Below are 17517 nucleotides of genomic sequence, written 5' to 3' on the forward strand. Positions count from 1 at the left end.
TAAATGGATAACCGGTACATCAGACAGACCCAATTGAAGGATTTTGGTCCGGAGGCCCAAGCAAAACTAAGCAGAAGTAAGGTTTTAGTGGTTGGTTTGGGAGGACTTGGACTTCCCGCACTACAATACCTTAACGCTATGGGGGTGGGTACTTTAGGTCTGATGGACCAAGATGTGGTGGAACTTCATAACCTGCAACGTCAAGTGCTGTACACCGAAAACGACTTAGGACGAACTAAGTTGGAGGTAGTATATGAAAAACTGAACCAACAAAATTCGCAAACAATATTTCAGTTGCATGACAGCTTTTTGGTGAAGGAAAATGTCTTGGAAATCATTAGAAATTATGATGTTGTTGTAGATGCGACTGATAATTTTCCCACAAGGTATTTGATCAATGATGCTTGTGTTGTGTTGAACAAGCCCTTCGTTTATGGAGCACTCCATGGTTTTGAAGGTCATGTAAGTGTTTTTAATCATAACGATGGTCCAACGTACCGCTGCTTATATCCCAACATGCCATCTCCCGAAGAAGTCCCGAATTGCAATGATAATGGTGTTCTTGGGGTTATTCCAGGTATCATTGGCACCTTGCAGGCACTGGAGACTGTAAAAGTATTGACGGGAGTAGGGGAGACACTCTCTGGAAAATTGTTGGTATTTGATGGATTGCACCAACAATTCAACAAAATTGGCTTTAAAGGCCGAAATGAATTCAAAACCATCTCTAAACTACAGGAATTCTATGAGTCTTCGGATTGTGACACAGTTCCTACCATCACTGTTTATGATTTTCAATCTTTACGAGACAAGGCTGAAAAATACACTCTTATTGATGTGAGAACTCCCCAGGAATTTCAAGATCATCATCTGGAAGAAGCCACCAACATTCCGTTGGACCAATTGGAATTGCATTTAAATCACACTAGGAACACACTAATTTATGTGATATGTCAGTCCGGAAAACGTAGTGAGATTGCCGTCAAACAACTACAAAACAACTATCCTGAGCTAAGTTTTTGTCATATTTTAGGGGGAATGAACAAAATGATGACTGTATGTCACTAACCTCAGGTGATTTTATCCTTTTGGTTTTAGCTTTTTTTGTAGTTGCAACATTATATGCTGCAGTTGGATTTGGTGGAGGCTCTAGCTATTTAGCTATTCTGACCCTAGTTTTGACCAGTTTTTTTGCCATAAGAAGTACAGCACTTTTGTGCAACTTAACGGTAGTTTCGGGCAGTTGCTTGCTATACTATCAAAAGGGGCATTTGCAATTCAAGAAATTCCTGCCATTCATTTTAACAAGTATACCAATGGCTTTCATTGGAGCAGTATTTAAATTAAAAGAATATATTTTTTTCATTATTCTAGCGGTAGCCTTAATTATTTCTGCTTTGACCCTCATTTATCAAACAGTAGTATTGAAAACTAACTTAAATGTCAAAAAATACCCCGTATTTGCTCCATACATAATAGGTGCTGGTATTGGGCTGCTGTCTGGACTTGTCGGTATTGGAGGAGGGATTTTCCTTGCTCCAGTATTGAATCATATGAAATGGGACAAACCTATAGTCATAGCATCATTGGCCAGTTTCTTTATTCTGGTCAACTCTATTTCGGGCATTGGCGGATTATTTTTCAGTAACTCTTTTGAAATTTTCTGGCCAGAAATTTTGGCCTTGCTTTTTGCTGTTCTTCTTGGGGGGCAATTGGGAGTAAGACTTAGCATAAGTAAATTATCCGCTAAACGAGTTAGAATATTGACCGCTATCTTGGTGTTGTTTGTTGGGGTTCGCGTGTTGCTTAAAAATGGACTGGAAATAAACCTATTCGCATGATTTCATATAATGAGGCTTTACAAATAGTGCTGGAAACTTGCAAAAACTATGGCAATGAACCGGTAAGTCTAGATGACAGCACTGGAAGAATATTGGCAGAAACTGTTTTGGCAGATAGAGATTTCCCTCCTTTTGATAGATCCACAAAAGATGGCATTGCTATTCGTTTTGATGGAATTACATCTGAATTACCAGAATTTAAAAATACCGGTGTAGCGCAAGCAGGCAACCCACAGCTTGTTTTAGAAAACCCTGATCATTGTTTGGAGGTAATGACAGGCGCTATTGTACCTCAAAACGCAGATACGGTGGTCATGTATGAACATGTGACCAAAACGGATAAGGGCTTTATCATTAATGAACCGGTTAAAAAAGGGCAGAATATCCATTATAAAGCAAGTGATATTCCAGAGGGAGAAGAATTATTATCTCCTGGGATAAAAATCTCTGCTGCTGAAATTGGGGTACTCGCTTCTGTGGGTAAACCCAAAGTTTTGGTAAAAAAGCTTCCTAAAATAGCTGTGATTTCCACTGGCAATGAATTGGTGGATGTGCATCAAACTCCAGAACCCTATCAAATTAGAAAATCCAATTCGCACACCGTTGCTGCTCTATTGCATAAACAAAGTATTTCAGCAAAGATCTTTCATCTAGCAGATAATCCAGAAACCATTCAAAAAATGGTAAGGACTTTAGTATCTGATTTTGATGTATTACTGCTGAGTGGCGGTGTTTCCAAAGGAAAATTTGATTTTTTACCCGAGGTCTTTGAAGCTCTGGGAGTAGAAAAATTATTCCACAAAGTGCTGCAACGTCCTGGAAAACCCTTTTGGTATGGAACACACAGAAGCTCTAGCACCATCATTTTTTCATTTCCAGGGAATCCAGTATCCACCTTTGTCAATTACCACCTCTACTTTGTGCCATGGCTTAACAAAACTTTGGCACACAGCACATCGCTTTTTACCGTATTTTTAAAGGATTCCATTACAAACTCAACCAATCTGACTGTTTTTGTAGGGGTGAAAATCTTTTTCCAAGGGGGTGTCCTATTCGCCAAAAAAGTATCCACAACAGGCTCTGGCGACTTGGTAAGTCTCTCCAAAGCAGATGGTTTTGTGCAACTAGGACCAGAGGAAGAAGTGGAAGATGGGATGGAAGTGCCATTCATTCCCACAAGAAGCATTATTTGATATGACACACGAACTCAAGAACATTGTTCAACAATACGAGAAAAGGCAGGGCAAACATGCTGCTGTTTTGGCCACAGTTGTAGCTTTGGATGGTTCATCATACCGCAGACCAGGTGTACGTATGCTTATTTTTGAAAATGATGACATGGTTGGTGCTGTTAGCGGTGGATGTGTGGAAAAAGAGGTGTTGCGTCAAGCGCAATCCGTTTTTTCTACTGGTGTTTCAAGAATAATGGTCTACGATGGAAGATATCGACTGGGTTGCGAAGGCATTTTATATATTTTGTTGGAAGTCTTCGCTCCAAACAAAGCATTTTTAACTCTATTTTGGAATACTATTCAGGGTAGGGAATCATTTTCGATTGCATCGTTTTACCGCAAAGAGCAAAGTGACAATACAAATTACCATACCTATTTTGAGTTTGGCGACAGCTCCTTTCCTGTATCAAATAATTCAACCACAAATACTACTGAACTGGATATTTTTAAGCAAGAAATGAATCCATGTTTTCAATTGGTGATTATTGGGGCAGAGCATGATGCCGTTCAGTTATGCACATTTGCATCAGCCATGGGATGGGAGGTAACCGTAGTCGCAAATCCCAAGGAAGAAAAAACTGAAACTGACTTCCCGGGAATACATCAATTGATTCAGACAGACCCTGAGCTTTTCCATTTGGAATTGGACGAACAAACCGCTGTAATCATCATGACCCACAGTTTTGTAAAAGATTTGCAATTTCTCATCGCTTTAAAGGAAGAAAGAGCGGCTTATATGGGCTTATTGGGGCCTTTACGAAGACGTGAAAAACTCTTTGATGAATTGTTGGAACGATGTCCTGATATTTCGGAAGAATTTTTGGAAAACATCCATGGTCCTGCTGGAATTGATATTGGAGCCGAAACTCCACAAGAGATTGCTGTTTCCATCTTATCTGAAGTTTTGGCGGTCACCAACAACAAAGAGCCTCAACTTTTGAAACATAAAATGGGTAAAATACATACCTAATTGATGTCCAATCCATTTGCAATTCTGATTTTGGCTGCTGGTTCTTCTTCCAGAATGAAAGGGGAAATAAAACAAGTATTACCTTGGAAGAAAACTACCCTCATTGGACATGCCATAAAACAAGCCACTAAAATCACATCTCATGTTTTTGTGGTTTTAGGCTCAAACGCCAATGTTATTCAACAAGAAATTCCCTCAGAAGTACAAACCGTATTCAATCCTAATTGGAAAAATGGTATGGGCAGTTCCATAGCTATAGGCGTTGAGCATATCCTCACCTCTAAACAATCAATACGTGGGCTTTTGATTATGCTATCTGATCAACCTTTATTGGATGCAGCCTACTTGAATGAAATGGTAGATTTTTTTAAAACAGAAAAATATACCATTGTTGCCACTTCTTATGGAGAAAAGCTGGGAGTGCCTGCAATTTTCCAAAATTCTGTTTTGAATGAATTGACCGAGCTCCGTAAGGATTTTGGAGCAAAACAAATCATTAAAAAATACAGCGCTGCTGTAAAAAGTGTAGACCCCAAAGGAAGGGAAATTGATATTGACACTTTAGATACGTACCATAAAATGGTCCAATAATCTTGAAGTAAGAATACATTCAGTCTATTTTTGGAGTTTCGTTTTTTTGGAATCTAAGTCTAAAGTTTCCAAATCTTGAAAAATACCGCAGGAAATCTGTTTCTTTATCAATGACTTTGTTTTCTTCTGTTTGGCCAAAGTCTCAATTTCCTTATTCAAAAATTGCATATAAAGTTTTTTAAGGAAACGTATTAGTTACATATTTATTTTCCTAATTTACAAAAAGTTAGCTTTATATTCTTTTCTCAACATATTCTAAAACAGTCATCCAGTTCATTTTAAGAATTAAGGTCGCGGTTGGAATATTATTTTCTTCAATCGCTTGAACAATCGCTTCATTTTGATTGTCCATGAGCTGATAAAAGGACATATCTTCAACCAACCCATGTTCGTAAAACAAAAGCCGCATCTTTAAATTATCCAGTATCTGCAATAAAACTGTATTCTTGCAATTCTTTACCAAAGACTCATGAAATTGAAACCTTAAACGCAAGCGGGACAATGCTGGGTTGGGAAATTGAGTCTTTCTCAAAATCGATTTTAACAAAGCGCTATCTTCATCAGTAAAAGAAGAACTTTCCAATGCCATTATTTCCAATTGGGCAATGGTTTCATAAAGATTCTTTGCTTCTTTTTGACTGAGTTCAGCAACAACAAAACCCCTATTGGGAATAGCTTTGAGAACTTGCGCATGTTCCAACTGGCTTAAAGCCTCACGTATGGGAGTAACACTAACTCCAATATTTCTGGAAAGTTTGGCAAGATTCACGGTTTCACCAATACTCAATTCGCCTTGCTGCATTTGGTCCAACAAGTGATCCCGGACCTTATTTCGTAAGATTGAGATACGATTCATTAGGTTAAGGTACAAATCGTTTTAGGTAACAGCCAAAATTCAAAGCATATACAATCTGGCATATATCTTTTAGATAAGATTAATTATGTATCTTCTCGATTGTTCCACCTTGTTGGGAAGAGATAAAACGACAAACCAATTGATTTCTCCTAAGAAACGGTAAGTTTCGCTTTTGCGGGAAGACTAAACAGCAACTAACTATCAATCAAAAAATGTCAAAATCCCTTTTGTTCATTCCAGATATTTCTGGGTATACAAAGTTCATCCAAACAACAGAGGTAGAGCATAGCCAGCATGTCATCTCTGAATTGCTTGAAGTGTTGGTAGATGCTAATATTCAATCTTTAAAGCTGGCAGAAATAGAAGGTGACGCACTTTTCTTCTACAAAGAAAACGAAGTTCCATCCCAAGAAAATCTTTTGGCACAAATTGAATCCATGTTCACGGCATTTTACAGTCACTTAAAAATGTTGGAAAAGAATCGGATATGCCCTTGCAATGCTTGTGCCACTGCTCCCAATTTGCAATTAAAGATCATTGTACACAGCGGGCACATCCAACATATAGAAGTTCAAGGAAATAGAAAACCCTTTGGAAAACAAGTAATTGAAGCGCATAGATTATTAAAAAACTCTGTGGATAGTGATAATTATGCCTTAATTACCCGGTCGTTGGCCTTGGATATTCAACTTTCCCCATACTATTCCAGTAAAATTTTTAGATTCAGACAGGGTTCTGATTCCTATGACGATCAAGAAATGGATTATATCTATTCGCTGATCGACCCAAAAGAACTCAAACTAAAAACGGTTCCAGAGCCTAAAAGAATTCATTTTGATTATCCTCCCCAAATTGTTGTAAAAAAGGATTTTCCCATTTCTGCTGCAAAATTGATGGAATATATTGCCAATTATTCTTACCGTAAGTATTGGCAATCGGGAGTAGATAAGCTAGAATATAACCATAATGAGGTTACCCGGATAGGTTCAGAACACACCTGTGTGGTGAATGGAAAACATTTGGATTTCATCACTATAACCAAAGAAGTTGATGAAGGGGATTTGGTATATGGAGAATTAACCACAAGTCCCTCATTTATTGATGAGCTTGCACAATTTTATATTTTTCACCCAACTTCAGAGAACACCTGCGAGTTAACCATAGAGACCTTTTTAGAGATAAAATCCCCTTTGAAGAGATTTTTAGCCTTATTGATACTCAAAAAATCATTCCAGAAGAATTTGGGAAAAACTGTGGATAATATGCTACAATTTGCGAAGCAAACCACCTCTGGATAAAATTATTTTCCATCCAAGAAGGCCCCTAAATCCCCTAAGGCCTTGTCCCAGAACTTTTCGTAGAACATCACCCATTCGGTTACTTGCTTTAACGGATTGGCATCTGCCGTGCAAAACCGTTCTCTGCCTTTAGAAGTGATTTCAACCAGACCGGCTTCCTCCAAAGTCTTAATGTGTTTGGTTACACCCTGTCTACTAATATCAAACTGACCGGATATCTGTGTAATGGAAAGGGCAGATGAAGCAATGATCAAGGCGTGAAAAATTTCACGCCTTTTGGGATCTGCTATTGCCTTTAAAACTGTAGTAATTTTATCCTGCATGTACTTGTTGTGCTAAATAGGGGGTGAGCTTATTGATACAACCATCCCATCCCTTGTCAAAACTAGTAAAAAATGATACTGCGGAATCCCCTGGGTATTTTGATATTCCTGAATGTTCTAAAAACAACTTGGTACCTTCGGGGGTTTCTTGTAAATCCCATTTCACCACTGTTTCCGTATCTGTGCCTTCCACAATCCATGTATAAATTAAGGTATAGGGGTCTGCATTTTTAACTTCGCCGGTAATCGCTGTACAACCAGGTTCATCCGTTGCGTTAAAAGTGTATTTGTAACCTTTTTCAGCTTTAAAATCAGCATTGATAAACCATGTTGAGATTTCTTCGGCTTTTGAAATGGCATCCCATACTTTTTGGATAGGATGCGGGAAAACGTGCTCTTTAGTAATTACATCTTTCATTGTATGTATTGTTTTTGATTAATAATGCAACTATATGGTTGCTAATTTACAAAACATCTTAATATATGCAACTGTTTAGTTGCTTTAATTTTTCTAAATATGCCATACATTTATATAAAATCAATTTTTAGTTTGAAAACTACCACAGGATACTCAAAAACGCCACTAGCCAAAAAGTTGGGCATAAAAGAGGGCTTTTCTATCTTACTGGTTAATGCTCCTTCCCATTATTGGGAGTTGTTTGATACAATACCAGACCATCTAAACATCAAAACCAAAACAGTAGGGGAGGTGGATTTTATACATCTATTTTGTACCTCTTTTGATGAGCTTCAGAAAATTTCAATTTCACTTAAAGATACACTTAAAAAAACGGGGATGCTTTGGGTGAGTTGGCCCAAAGGTTCCTCCAAAATCCAGACCGACCTTAAACGAGACCCTATTCGAGAACATTTACTATCCATAGGTTTGGTGGACACTAAAGTAGCTGCTGTTGATGAAGATTGGAGCGGACTAAAGTTTGTTTTTCGGCTAAAGGATAGAACGTAGGACATCTTTTAGTTCAAGTTACAGTTTTTTCACATTTTTTTTAGAATCATGGCAATAGCTTTTGGTTAACTTACAGCACTAATTCAACCAAAAAACATTATACATGAAACAAAACTATTCTAAAATCTTTCCTGCTCTTCTATTATTTATTTCCTGCTCTCTTCAACTTTTCGCCCAAAACACAGATTCCACTACTTACTCTGGATTGGAATTTCGTAGTATTGGTCCTGCATTAACTTCTGGTAGAATTGCCGACATTGCCATTCACCCTAAGAATGAAAGTGTTTGGTACGTAGCTGTAGGTTCTGGTGGGGTTTGGAAAACAATCAACGCTGGTACTACTTGGAAACCCATTTTTGACAAACAGACCTGTTATTCCATCGGATGTGTTACAATAGACCCCAATAATCCCAGCACGGTCTGGGTAGGTACTGGGGAAAACGTGGGTGGAAGACACGTCGGCTTTGGTGATGGTATTTATGTGAGCCATGATGAGGGTAACACTTGGAAAAACGTAGGCTTGAAATCCTCAGAACACATTTCCAAGATTATTGTACACCCTGCCAACTCCAATGTGGTATGGGCTGCTGTCCAAGGTCCTCTTTGGAGCAAAGGTGGAGAAAGAGGCCTCTACAAATCCACTGATGGGGGGAAAAGTTGGAAAAAAACCTTGGGCAACAATGAATGGACCGGGGTAACCGATATTGTTATTGACCCAACCAATCCTGATGTGCTGTATGCTGCCACTTGGGATAGACATAGAACAGTTGCTGCCTACATGGGTGGAGGTCCTGGCTCTGGAATCCACAAATCCATTGATGGTGGAGAAACTTGGACAAAACTCACCAGCGGTATTCCAACATCCAATTTGGGGAAAATAGGATTGGCCATTTCTCCTTTCGATAATGAAACCATTTATGCAGCTATAGAATTGGACCGTAAAAAAGGAGGCCTTTTCATCTCAAAAAATCAAGGAGCCTCATGGTCCAAACAATCTGATGCAGTTTCAGGTGGAACTGGACCTCACTATTATCAAGAACTATATGCTTCGCCCCATCAAAATGGAAAATTGTATTTGATGAGCAATACTGTCCAGATTTCAGATGACCATGGTAAGCATTTTGAGTTCATGAACGAGGACAAAAAGCACGTGGACAGCCATGCCATGGCCTTTAAAAAATCAGACCCCGATTATGTTTTATTTGGTACAGACGGAGGTTTGTACGAATCCTATGATTTAACCAAAACTTGGAGGTTTTTTGCCAATCTTCCTCTAACGCAATACTATAAAATAGCTGTGGATGATGCCGAGCCTTTCTATCATATTTATGGTGGTACCCAGGACAATGGTTCCCATGGAGGTCCTTCACGCACTAAGAGTAGCGTTGGAATCTTAAATTCTGATTGGTGGATTACCTTAGGTGCAGATGGACATCAATCAGCCACAGAACCGGGCAATCCTGACATTACTTATGGAGAATTTCAACAAGGTTGGCTTTGGAGAATTGATCAAACTACTGGTGAAACAGTATACATTCAACCCCAACCAGCAGCCGGAGATCCTTACGAACGTTTCAATTGGGATGCTCCTATTTTGGTAAGCCCACATAACCCAAAACGCTTGTACTTTGCTTCTTATCGTGTATGGAAATCTGAAAATCGTGGTGATGATTGGACTTCAATTTCTTCAGACTTGACAAGAAATGAAGAACGCCTTTCGCTCCCAATTTTGGGGAGACAGCAAAGCTGGGACAACCCTTGGGATGTAGCGGCCATGTCCAACTACAACACCATAACCTCACTGGCGGAGTCACCAGTACAAGAAGGATTGATTTATGCTGGAACAGACGATGGTATTCTTCAAGTTACCGAAAATGGAGGGAGTAGCTGGAGGAAAATCATGCTCGGTAACATCAAAGGCGTTCCCAATAGAGCTTTTGTAAACGATGTTAGAGCTGACCTTTATGATGCCAATACGGTTTATTTGCTATTGGATAACCACAAAGAAGGTGACTTTAAACCTTACGTTCTAAAAAGTACCGATAGAGGAAATACTTGGAGTTTGATCAATGGAAATCTACCCAAGCGATTATTGACTTGGAGGATTGTGCAAGATCATAAAAAGCCTGGCCTTTTGTTCTTGGCTTCTGAGTTCGGGGTCTACTTTACCAAAAATAGTGGTGGTAGTTGGATCAAATTGGATGGCGGACTCCCAACCATTTCATTTAGAGATATCACTATCCAACGTAGAGAAGATGATTTGGTAGCAGGTTCTTTCGGTAGAGGTATTTATATATTGGATGATATTTCCGCTTTGCGTGATTTTGATGCTTCCAAAAAAGATGCAACGCTTTTTAAAGTAAAACCAGCGTATTGGTACATTCAAAAAGATGGGGTGTATGGCCAAGGGCATTCAGAATATGCAGCCAAAAACCCACCTTATGGAGCCACATTCACTTATTTCCTACCTGAAAAGCTAACCAGCTTAAAGGAAGTAAGAACCAAAAAGGAAAAAGACCTGAACAAACAAAAGAGCAATATTGCTTTCCCAGGTTGGGGGGCTTTGGCTGATGAAACCAATCAAGAGCAACCTGCCATTGAACTTTTGGTTAAGGATAGCAATGGTAATGTTGTAAACACTGTTAGTGGCACCAACAAAAAAGGATTCAACAGAGTTGCGTGGAATTTAACGTATGCGGATAGAGCAGGAATTCCCTTGAAAAAACCAAGCGGTGGTGGAGATGACTTTTTTGGATCACCTTATTTAGCCACTCCCGGCAATTACACCGTAGAATTGTACAAACGTGTTGATGGAGAACTAAAAATGCTTTCAGAACCACAAACATTTATAGTACAACCGTTGGAAAAAGGAGCTTTGCCATCTAAACCTACTGCCGAAATTGATGCCTTTAGGCAAGGATTCCAAAAATTCCAGCAAGACCTTACAGCCACCAACAAGGTTTTGGAACGAAGTTTGGCCCAGGTCGATGCCATGAAGCGCGCCCTGGATGAAGCTGAAAGACCTAGTGCAGCACTTTCAACAAAAATCTATAATGCCAAAGTTCAATTATTGTCCATAAATGCACAACTGAAAGGAAATCCTGCTAAGAATGAGATTGGGGAAAACAATGCCCTGTCTCCAGAGGATGGCTCTTTTATAGGCTATGTGGCCTTGGGCAACACTTATGGACCTACGGGCAATCAAAAAACGGCTATGCAAAGAGCTAAAAGCCAGCTTCAGGATATTAAAAAGGAGTTGACCGTTTTGGTGAAAAATACATTACCGGCTCTAGAATCTGAACTGAAAGCTGCTGGGGCTCCTTGGATTGAAGGTCAAGGTCTTATTCAAGATTAAGCCCCTCAATGAAGCACAACAATCTTATTGTATTTCTAATCTTTGTTTCGGTGTTTGGGCTACAGGCCCAATACACCGAAGCGGATTGGACCGACCGTGACCAATGGATGAAAACCAATCTCCTGCTGAACAAAGCTGGAGTGGAGGAGGGGGACAAGGTTGCAGATATTGGCTGTCACGAAGGCTATCTTTCCATACATCTTTCAAAAAAAGTAAAAGGCAATGGAAGAGTGTATGCCGTTGATGTACGTTCTGACCGTTTGGAAGAGTTGCGCATCAATGCCAACAAAAGAAATCTGAGAAACATTATCACCATTTTAGGAGATTATGATGACCCCAAATTACCAGAAAGAGAATTGGATTTTGTCTTCATCATTGACACCTATCACGAAATGGAAGCTTACCAAAAAATCCTGAGGCATGTCAAAGATGCACTAAAACCCGGGGGCAAAATACTTATACTGGAAAAGTTAAAGGATAGAATACGAGGTAAATCCAGACAAGAACAAGTAGCAGCACATTCCCTAAGTCCAGGATATGTAAGGGAAGAACTGGAAAACGCCGGATTTAGAATCTTATCGCAAATAGAGAACCATGGTAACTGGGAGCGGGAAACCGACAAACAAATGTGGGTCATCCTAGCGCAAAAACCCCAATAAATAAGAGCAACTAGTTCCTTCGCCTGTACACAAAACTTTGAATACCGGGTAAATCATCTCCAACATTGTTCACCAAGGTTTCACCATCAATCTGCATGGTGCTCAAGGTACTGCTTCCAGAGAAAACCACTTGAGTATCATCTGCGGTCCAAGTGCCAGATGCTGTAATGGTTCCAGAACATTGGGCATTAAACTGTCCGTTAGTAATGGCGGAGACAAAAATACTGGACTGTTCGTAACTCCATGACAAATCTCCATCAATCAATAAAGTACCAATTACACAATCCAATTCATCCAAAAGATTGGTGGAAGAAGTATTGTCCAGGTTTATATCTTGGGCCGAGCTAATGTTCACTTCAACCAAGTCCCAGATACCTGTTACATTAAAATTAATGGTGGCAGCTTCATCTCCGCTACCGCCATCATCACTGCTACAAGCAATGTTCAACAACAATAGAACTAGTGGGGCAATTTTCAATAAATTTTTCATGAGCGCAATTTTTCAATGTATTCTACTGTAAAATAACACAATTAGAGCTAGATTATTTTGAATTGACCTACATTTTATCGATAAAAATTAAACCTGTACACTAAAGAACTAGGGTATTCGTTAAGACTGCATAACCCCAAACTTTTACAAGATGAACAAACTACTACTTAAATTCTGCTGTCTGGCTTTCATAGCCTTATCAATTATTATGGTACAATCTTGCAGCGAGGATGCCAATTCTTTCAATGGTTCCGAAGAATTGTCACAGACCGAAGTACGTACCATTTTGGAAACTGATGAGATGGTAAGCGTGGCCGACAACGCATTGGCCGAGTTATTTGCCCAGAATTCAGTAAGTGGAAAATCTGCAAAATCCAACGAATGTTATACTGCTGAATATTCTGAAACCGGTTTTGTGGCCACTTTCAACAATTGTGTGCTCAACGGAACTGAAAATGTAAACGGAACCTTGACCGTAACTTACGATGAAGGCAATGAAGGTCTTTCCTATAGCGCAACGTATGAGGATTTTTATGTAGGGAACATCAAAATAAACGGAACCCGAAGCTTTACCATCAGTGGTGAACAAGACCAAAACACCATTGCATTTACTGTGGAAAGTAATATCACAGTAGAAATGGAAGACGAAAGTGTGGTTTCGGAAACAGGCTCTAAAACCTTCAGCTTCACCTTTGGTGATGATTTGGCGAACAGCACTTTTAGCCTCTCTGGTTCTTGGACGGTACAGGCCGATGGCAATACCTATTCCATTGAAACCCAAAGTGCTTTGCAAGGAACTCTTTCCTGTGAGCATTTGACCACGGGCAGCATGGTGGTGACCAAAAATGGTTTGGCCATTACCGTTGATTTTGGCGATGGAGATTGTGATGACCAAGCTACACTGATTTATCCTAACGGAGTTACTGAAGAGATTACACTGTAAAATCTTTCTCATAACCTATTGAAAAGCACCGAATGTTCGGTGCTTTTTTTGTTGACACCCTAAACACACCTTAACTTTTGATCCTAGCAGACCAGTTAGAGTTTAGTTATATTTATGGGATTGATTTTGTCCCATTATGATTAAGAAATTAGTACAGGCCCAGCACGATTTTTTTGCTACCCAGCAAACCAAAGATGTAGCATTTAGGAAGCAATACCTTAAAAAACTGAAACAAGAGATCATTGCCCAAGAAGATGCTATTTGTGATGCGCTGTATGCCGATTTTAAAAAACCGAAGTTTGAATCCTTGGCCACCGAAACACAAATGGTCTTGGCTGAACTTTCTACAGCTATCAAAAATGTGCGCTTTTGGAGCGAACCAGAGCGGGTAGGGGGATCACTGACCCATTTTCCCTCTTCGGATTGGATTTATGCGGAACCTTACGGCAAGGTATTGATCATTTCTCCTTGGAATTATCCCTTTATGCTAACGCTTTCTCCATTGGTGGGTGCTTTGGCAGCCGGAAACACGGTAGTGCTCAAACCATCAGAGTTGAGTCCAAATACCGCTGGAATCATAGCACAAATTATTGCGAAGGTCTTTCCCCCAGAATATGTCACGGTTGTGGAAGGGGGAGTGGAAGCATCTACGGAGCTGTTGGCACAACGCTGGGAATATATCTTTTTCACCGGAAGCACCCATGTGGGTAAAATTGTGTACAAAAGCGCTGCGGAACATTTAACGCCCGTTACTTTGGAACTGGGCGGTAAAAATCCCTGCATTGTGGATGAAACAGCCTCCATAAAACTGGCCGCGAAGCGAATTGCTTGGGGCAAATGCATCAATGCGGGACAAACTTGTGTGGCCCCTGATTATATTTTGGTGCACGCTTCCCAAAAAGAAGCATTGGTCAAGGCATTACAGTACAACATCACGCAATTTTTTGGGGAAGAAGTGGCACAATCCCCAGATTTTGCCCGCATTACCACAGCAAAACATTATAAAGGATTGAAACAAATGCTGGAAGGCCAGAAAATCCTCGTTGGCGGACAATATAATGATGAACAACAATACATAGCACCCACTTTAGTGGATGAACCCGATTGGGACAGTACCGTGATGCAGGGAGAGATTTTTGGCCCCATTCTTCCCATAATTTCATATACTGAAGAGGAGGAAGTGCACCAAGCCATTTCCCGGTACGAAAAACCACTTTCTTTTTATGTGTTTTCCAACAATAAGAAATTCCGAAACCGCATGATGAGCCAATATGCCTTTGGAGGAGGAAGTGTAAACGATACTGTGGTGCAAATCAGTAATAAAAACTTACCGTTTGGGGGTGTAGGGCATTCTGGATTTGGAGGATATCACGGTAAGCATAGCTTTGACCTGTTCTCACACAAAAAAGGAGTGGTAAAACGTCCTAATTGGCTGGATGTGCCCATCCGTTACGCACCTTATAAAATTGCTATAGGTTTGGTTAAGAAAATCAAACATATTTTCTAAAAATTTTGTCATAACCCAATTTTTTAGTACAATACACTGAAAATCACATGGTATCGTTATAAATAAACGTTAAACGATTGGATTTGAACCATTTGCAAACTAACTTTAAGGATAAACCATTAAAACGAGCAACTATGAAACCAGAAAACACCAAATACCGTATTTCTGTCTTATTGGATTTATCCAAGAGCTCTGAGTTTGTTTTGAGCAATGCTGTACAATTTGCCAAAGCAATTAATGGGGCAGTGGAGGTCTTTCATGTAAAACCGGCAACGGAAATTGTAAAGCGCGAAAGTCAATTGTCCGCCATGGGCAACATTTATGAAAACAATCTGAATACCCGTGCCAAAATAAAGTCCCTGATAGGGACCATGGAACAAGAAGAAGGGGTTTCCATCAACTATAAAGTGGAATATGGCAATGTAAAGAATAGGGTGCGCGATTATTTATCCACCAAAAAACCAGATATTTTGGTACTGGGCAAGCGTAGGTCCCGTATAGGCTTTTTAGGGGAAAGCATTACGGATTTTGTATTGAACGAAACCAAGACCAATGTATTATTGATGGGCCAAGACCATAAATTTCATACGTTTAAGGACATAACCTTGGGAGTTTTTGGCAACGGTGCACAAAATAGCGGCATAGAGATCATAAAAGATCTACAGCGTGATAGCAAAAAGCCCGTGAATCTGTTTAACATTAAAGGACAGCATGCCACGGATGAACAAAGTGCTTGGAACAAAACCATTTCTTATGTGTTTAGCGAAGGTGCCAATGCCTTGGACGGTTTGGTAAGCTACGTAAGCCGAACCAATACACAATTGTTGTTGGTGCCCAAGAGCAAAAGAAAAATCCTGTCTTTTAAAACAAGCCTTTCCAAAGAAGTATTACGAAAGTCCAAAGTGCCGGTATTGATCATGGCATAAGGGAAGAGGAAACAGTTTGTGTTTCCTTTACAATTCTTTTATTTTACATAATGTAAATTATAGTACAAATGTATTGTTTTGGTTTCCTAGCTGTTTATCCATTTGTAAGCTATAATTCTATTATGTAAAATATCCCTCAACATTTCGTCATTTATGGGAATTATGAACAGGGTCATGAAACTTTCCGTAGCGGTCGGCTGCGCCGCATCTTTTCATTTGTACCATAATTTGTCGCTATGTAAAATAGCCGCTCGGCCAATAGCACATTGCTTTCATAAAAAGTAAATGCCCAAGCATTTATTTTTATACGCAATTCTCAGCCACTTGGCCAGCGCCATTAAAAGCTCTGCTTTTCGTCTTTGATTGAACCTTTTGGGCTAATTGAAAATTTGGAGAAGAAAAATTTCAGGAACTTTTCGTCAGTTTACCGCAAAAGCTAAAAATTTAGCTAGTGCATAAATTTCTTAGCACTTGCTCACATCCTTCTCTGATTTAGCTTTCTTTTGTGAGTGCTTCTAATATTATGTCAAATAGGATGGAACCCTACTATTATTCCTTCCTTTCTTTTTCCTTGATGAAAAAGAAACAAAAAATCAAGAAGAAAATATGCTTCCGCGCTCCCTTTGTGTCTTAATAGCTTCGCTATTTGGGCGCTAAACGCCCACACACAAAACCCAGGGCAATGGCTCTTTGTGCCAAGCCACAAATTCACTCCCTCGCCGGCCCGCATTTTCTTCTGGCAATCCTGAAGAATTATCTCATCATCAAAAAACAAGAAAATCCTTGGTTCCGAGATATGTATATGCTATTTAGAAAAGGAATCAAATAGGTGTATGTTAGTAAGTTCTTACTAAATCCTCAAACCTTGTTGTCATAAGAATTAAGTAGTTCTAGAATAACCAATTTATGATTTTTAGAACTGATTTTTCTTAGAATAGAATTCATTTTTATTTTTAGAAAATCAGATTTTCTACTTTCAATATATCTAGATGCTTGTTGCTTCTTATCTTCATCATAGTGCAAAAGATTTACAACTCTTTCAAAATCATAGAATTGCTCTGTAATTTCAGAAATTACTTGTTCGTCAAGACCCTTGGTTTTTGATATCTCGATAAGAATATCTGTTATTTTTTCAAAAGTTGGCTTTATAACATCTTCGAAATAGTACTCTTGATAGAACTGAAAAGCATGATACTCAGATACAATAGATTGTGCGTTCTTTATATCTCTTTCTAACCTATTAATCCTTTTAAAAGTTTTATTCTTCAAAATTTCGACTATCCAAAACATAAGGGGAGTCAATGCCAAGAGCCCTCCTAAAATAGTAATCATCCAAAAAGCTTCATCCGCCCAGAAACTATTTTCTTTTTCTATTAAGTCAGATTTAATTTTATTTATCTTATTTAGACTTTCATAATTATTTTTTTCAATTTCATTAGCTTTTACAGAAAAAATTGAATCAATATATCTCTTTGAGTTGAAGGATTGATTCTGTTCTTGGCTGAAAGAAAATATTGTAGAGAAAAATAAAAGAAAAAAATAATAATTAAGCTTCATTG

At 39.1% G+C, this 17517-nt stretch carries 17 protein-coding genes; 12 read left to right on the plus strand and 5 right to left on the minus strand.

Going from position 1 to position 17517, the window contains the following annotated elements:
• The first annotated feature begins 3 nt into the window (after nucleotides 1-3).
• Genes HJC33_RS13050 through HJC33_RS13070 form a run of 5 tightly spaced genes read left to right on the plus strand, consistent with a single transcriptional unit; the run spans nucleotide 4 to nucleotide 4634 of the window.
• The gene (locus HJC33_RS13050) at nucleotides 4-1068 is read left to right on the plus strand and encodes a HesA/MoeB/ThiF family protein (RefSeq protein ID WP_171659262.1); all 1065 of its coding nucleotides are present in this window, start codon (nucleotides 4-6) and stop codon (nucleotides 1066-1068) included.
• Nucleotides 1059-1841 carry a sulfite exporter TauE/SafE family protein gene (locus HJC33_RS13055; RefSeq protein ID WP_171659263.1) on the plus strand — a complete coding sequence of 261 codons (783 nt, stop codon included), beginning with the start codon at nucleotides 1059-1061 and terminating at the stop codon, nucleotides 1839-1841. Before HJC33_RS13050 ends, HJC33_RS13055 begins: the two co-directional genes overlap by 10 nt.
• Nucleotides 1838-3034 (plus strand): molybdopterin molybdotransferase MoeA, encoded by a 1197-nt coding sequence (locus HJC33_RS13060; protein ID WP_171659264.1) that lies wholly within the window; start codon nucleotides 1838-1840, stop codon nucleotides 3032-3034. The genes HJC33_RS13055 and HJC33_RS13060 overlap by 4 nt, the downstream gene beginning before the upstream one ends.
• A 1-nt stretch (nucleotide 3035) precedes the next feature.
• On the plus strand, nucleotides 3036-4043 hold the full coding sequence (locus HJC33_RS13065) for an XdhC family protein (RefSeq protein ID WP_171659265.1): 1008 nt from the start codon (nucleotides 3036-3038) through the stop codon (nucleotides 4041-4043).
• A gap of 3 nt (nucleotides 4044-4046) precedes the next feature.
• The gene (locus tag HJC33_RS13070) at nucleotides 4047-4634 is read left to right on the plus strand and encodes a nucleotidyltransferase family protein (RefSeq protein ID WP_171659266.1); all 588 of its coding nucleotides are present in this window, start codon (nucleotides 4047-4049) and stop codon (nucleotides 4632-4634) included.
• Nucleotides 4635-4866: 232 nt separating this feature from the next.
• On the opposite strand, the gene HJC33_RS13075 is transcribed toward HJC33_RS13070, so the two are convergent.
• Complete coding sequence (locus HJC33_RS13075; protein ID WP_171659267.1) at nucleotides 4867-5490, minus strand: GntR family transcriptional regulator; 624 nt, start codon at nucleotides 5488-5490, stop codon at nucleotides 4867-4869.
• Between the two features lie 212 nt (nucleotides 5491-5702).
• On the opposite strand from HJC33_RS13075, the gene HJC33_RS13080 reads away from it, so the two are divergent.
• The gene (locus HJC33_RS13080) at nucleotides 5703-6788 is read left to right on the plus strand and encodes a DUF2652 domain-containing protein (protein ID WP_171659268.1); all 1086 of its coding nucleotides are present in this window, start codon (nucleotides 5703-5705) and stop codon (nucleotides 6786-6788) included.
• Between the two features lie 2 nt (nucleotides 6789-6790).
• Here HJC33_RS13080 and HJC33_RS13085 read toward each other — a convergent pair whose 3' ends face one another.
• Complete coding sequence (locus HJC33_RS13085) at nucleotides 6791-7111, minus strand: ArsR/SmtB family transcription factor (RefSeq protein WP_171659269.1); 321 nt, start codon at nucleotides 7109-7111, stop codon at nucleotides 6791-6793.
• Nucleotides 7101-7529 (minus strand): SRPBCC family protein, encoded by a 429-nt coding sequence (locus tag HJC33_RS13090; protein ID WP_171659270.1) that lies wholly within the window; start codon nucleotides 7527-7529, stop codon nucleotides 7101-7103. Before HJC33_RS13090 ends, HJC33_RS13085 begins: the two co-directional genes overlap by 11 nt.
• 132 nt (nucleotides 7530-7661) lie before the next feature.
• On the opposite strand from HJC33_RS13090, the gene HJC33_RS13095 reads away from it, so the two are divergent.
• The 3 genes from HJC33_RS13095 to HJC33_RS13105 all read left to right on the plus strand — a co-directional run bounded on the left by HJC33_RS13095 (nucleotide 7662) and on the right by HJC33_RS13105 (nucleotide 12092).
• Nucleotides 7662-8078: a DUF3052 domain-containing protein gene (locus HJC33_RS13095; RefSeq protein ID WP_246245552.1), complete on the plus strand. Its 417-nt coding sequence runs from the start codon at nucleotides 7662-7664 to the stop codon at nucleotides 8076-8078.
• A 103-nt stretch (nucleotides 8079-8181) separates the two neighbouring features.
• Nucleotides 8182-11433 (plus strand): WD40/YVTN/BNR-like repeat-containing protein, encoded by a 3252-nt coding sequence (locus HJC33_RS13100; protein WP_171659272.1) that lies wholly within the window; start codon nucleotides 8182-8184, stop codon nucleotides 11431-11433.
• An 8-nt stretch (nucleotides 11434-11441) separates the two neighbouring features.
• Entirely contained in the window at nucleotides 11442-12092 is a 651-nt protein-coding gene (locus HJC33_RS13105) for a class I SAM-dependent methyltransferase (protein ID WP_171659273.1), read from the plus strand.
• A 10-nt stretch (nucleotides 12093-12102) separates the two neighbouring features.
• Here the strand turns inward: HJC33_RS13105 and HJC33_RS13110 are convergent, their stop codons facing one another.
• Nucleotides 12103-12582, minus strand: coding sequence for a hypothetical protein (locus HJC33_RS13110; RefSeq protein ID WP_171659274.1), 480 nt, complete (start codon nucleotides 12580-12582; stop codon nucleotides 12103-12105).
• Nucleotides 12583-12733: 151 nt separating this feature from the next.
• Between HJC33_RS13110 and HJC33_RS13115 the strand changes: the two genes are divergently transcribed.
• The 3 genes from HJC33_RS13115 (at nucleotide 12734) to HJC33_RS13125 (ending at nucleotide 15958) form a co-directional block, all read left to right on the plus strand.
• A complete protein-coding gene (locus HJC33_RS13115; RefSeq protein ID WP_171659275.1) occupies nucleotides 12734-13525 on the plus strand; it encodes a hypothetical protein in 792 nt (263 codons plus the stop codon).
• Between the two features lie 136 nt (nucleotides 13526-13661).
• Nucleotides 13662-15032 carry an aldehyde dehydrogenase gene (locus HJC33_RS13120; RefSeq protein ID WP_171659276.1) on the plus strand — a complete coding sequence of 457 codons (1371 nt, stop codon included), beginning with the start codon at nucleotides 13662-13664 and terminating at the stop codon, nucleotides 15030-15032.
• Nucleotides 15033-15166: 134 nt separating this feature from the next.
• Nucleotides 15167-15958 (plus strand): universal stress protein, encoded by a 792-nt coding sequence (locus tag HJC33_RS13125; RefSeq protein ID WP_171659277.1) that lies wholly within the window; start codon nucleotides 15167-15169, stop codon nucleotides 15956-15958.
• Between the two features lie 858 nt (nucleotides 15959-16816).
• On the opposite strand, the gene HJC33_RS13130 is transcribed toward HJC33_RS13125, so the two are convergent.
• Nucleotides 16817-17515, minus strand: coding sequence for a hypothetical protein (locus HJC33_RS13130; RefSeq protein ID WP_171659278.1), 699 nt, complete (start codon nucleotides 17513-17515; stop codon nucleotides 16817-16819).
• Nucleotides 17516-17517 lie beyond the last annotated feature (2 nt).

The sequence above is a fragment of the Flagellimonas amphidinii genome (assembly GCF_013090115.1).
Classification (GTDB): domain Bacteria; phylum Bacteroidota; class Bacteroidia; order Flavobacteriales; family Flavobacteriaceae; genus Flagellimonas; species Flagellimonas amphidinii.